Genomic DNA, 2,471 nt, shown 5'->3' with positions numbered 1-2,471 from the left:
GTGATCATGGTCGGCGCGACCGGTTCCGGTAAGTCGACCACGCTGGCGGCCATGGTGGGTTACCGCAACGAGAACAGCCACGGCCACATCATCACGATTGAAGACCCGGTGGAATTCGTCCACCCGCACAGGAACTGCATCATCACCCAGCGCGAAGTGGGCGTGGACACCGACGATTGGGAAATCGCACTGAAGAACACCCTGCGCCAGGCGCCGGACGTGATCCAGATCGGCGAGATCCGAGACCGCCAGACCATGGACCACGCGATTGCGTTTGCCGAAACCGGCCACCTGTGCCTGGCCACCCTGCACGCCAACTCGGCCAACCAGGCGCTGGACCGTATCATCAACTTCTTCCCTGAAGAACGCCGCCAGCAGCTGCTGATGGACTTGTCCCTCAATCTGAAGGGCATGATTTCCCAGCGCCTGATTCCGTTGAAGGACGCCAAAGGGCGCGCCGTCGCGATCGAAATCATGCTTAACTCTCCACTGATCTCCGACCTGATCTTTAAAGGCCAGGTACATGAGATCAAGGAACTGATGAAGAAGTCGCGCGAACTGGGCATGCAGACGTTCGACCAATCCCTGTTCGATCTGTTTGAAGCCGACAAGATCAGCTACGAAGATGCACTGCGCAACGCGGACTCGGTCAACGACCTGCGCCTGGCCATCAAACTCGAAGGCAAGGCCGCCAAGACGCGCGATCTGGCCGCCGGTACTGAACATTTGGGGATCGTCTAATGGCCACCGTTCATGATTTTCAAGCTAGCAGCCTGGCCGGCCATCCGACCGACCTGGCGCAGTACAAGGGCAAGGTGCTGCTGGTCGTGAACACCGCCAGCYAKTGCGGTTTCACGCCGCAGTACAAGGGCCTGGAAGAGCTGCACCAGAAATTTGGTGGCCGCGGTTTCGAAGTGCTGGGTTTCCCCTGCAATCAGTTCGGCGCGCAGGAACCGGGCAATGCGGACGACATCAGCAGCTTCTGTGAACGCAATTACGGCGTCAGCTTCCCCATGTTCGCCAAGATCGAAGTCAATGGCGACGACGCGCATCCGCTGTACAAGCATCTGAAACAGGCCGCGCCCGGGCTGCTGGGCACGCAGGGCATCAAGTGGAACTTCACCAAGTTCCTGATTCGCAAAGACGGCACGGTGTACGACCGCTACGCGCCAACGACCAAGCCGGAAGAACTGGCCGCGGACATTGAGAAGCTGCTCGCAGAATAAGGCCCACACCGGGCAGCCGAACCGGGGCGGCGCCTTCCCCGGAGGACTACGCAGGCCAGCATGGACATGACAACACTGTCGCAGCTGTTTTCGCCGCCTGGCGACCCGGCCCTGCTTACTTACGGCATCTACAATCCGTGGCTGGTTGTGCTATCCGTGGTGGTAGCCAGCTTCTCGTCATGGATGGGCTTACAGATGGCGGGCCAGAGCGCGCGCGCCGTCAATCCAAAACTGCGTAACGCGGCCCTGCTGACGGGCAGCCTGGCGCTCGGCAGCGGCGTGTGGGCCATGCACTTCATCGGCATGCTGGCCTTCAATCTCTGTACGCCGGTTTCCTACGATCCCCTGATTACGGTCATCTCCATGCTGCCCAGCATGGCCGCCTCCTGGGTGGCGCTGTCGCTGCTGGGCCGCCAGCACATGAGCTGGGGGCGCTTGCTGGAAGGCGGTGTGCTGGTCGGTGCCGGCATCGGCGCCATGCATTACAGCGGCATGGCCGCGATGCGCAGCGCCCTGGTGCTGCGTTACGATCCGTGGATTTTCGGTTTATCCATCGTGGTAGCGGTCGCATTGGCCACGCTGTCGCTGTGGGTGCGCTATGGCTTGCGCGGTCTGCGCGGCCATCTCAGCGACCGCACGCTGACGCTGATTGCAGGTGTGATCATGGGCTGCGCGATCGCAGGCATGCACTACACCGGCATGGCGGCGGCGCGCTTTGTCGGCCGCGTCCCGATTGATCCGGCCAGCGGCATCGCCAATGCCAATTTCCTCTCCTTTGCCATTACGCTGACCACGGCGCTGTTCGCGTCCCTGGTGCTGTCCTTTAACTGGCTGCTGCGCTACCGCGCCCTGTTCCGCCAATTGAGCCAGACCGCATCCTGGATGCATACCATGCTGGAGACGGCGGTGGATGGCGTCATCACCATGCAGGCCGATGGCACCATCCGCGACTTCAACGCTGCCGGTGAGCGCATCTTCGGCTGGAAACGGCAGGAAGTCATCGGCCGCAATATCCGCCTGCTGATTGCAGGGCCTGTGATGCAAAGCGCCCCGGAAACACTGGGCCTGCATAAAGGCGGCGGCCACGTGCCGATCCGCACCGCATACGGCAATGCCTTGCTGGCCGATGAGCAGATCTACGTCTGCTTCGTGACCGACATCAGCCAGCAAAAGAAAATGGAAGAACAGCTGCGCGACAGCGAGCGCCAGTTCCGCTCTCTGATCGGCAATATCCCCGGCATCTCC

3 protein-coding genes are annotated in these 2,471 nt (G+C 61.4%); all 3 read left to right on the top strand.

Going from position 1 to position 2,471, the window contains the following annotated elements; genetic code table 11:
* The coding region (locus AB4Z11_RS29370) for a PilT/PilU family type 4a pilus ATPase (RefSeq protein WP_442029356.1) at nucleotides 1-741 on the top strand (741 nt) is incomplete at its 5' end.
* Nucleotides 741-1,226, top strand: coding sequence for a glutathione peroxidase (locus tag AB4Z11_RS29365; RefSeq protein ID WP_442029354.1), 486 nt, complete (start codon nucleotides 741-743; stop codon nucleotides 1,224-1,226). The genes AB4Z11_RS29370 and AB4Z11_RS29365, both read left to right, overlap by 1 nt.
* Before the next feature lie 60 nt (nucleotides 1,227-1,286).
* Nucleotides 1,287-2,471: MHYT domain-containing protein (locus tag AB4Z11_RS29360; RefSeq protein ID WP_442029353.1), on the top strand; the 1,185-nt coding region annotated here is incomplete at its 3' end.

The sequence above is a fragment of the Pseudoduganella sp. RAF53_2 genome (assembly GCF_052113985.1).
In the GTDB taxonomy this organism is placed as follows: Bacteria; Pseudomonadota; Gammaproteobacteria; order Burkholderiales; family Burkholderiaceae_D; genus Rugamonas.
Note: the sequence above shows the minus strand (reverse complement) of the source record. Positions and strands in the feature narration are given on the sequence as shown.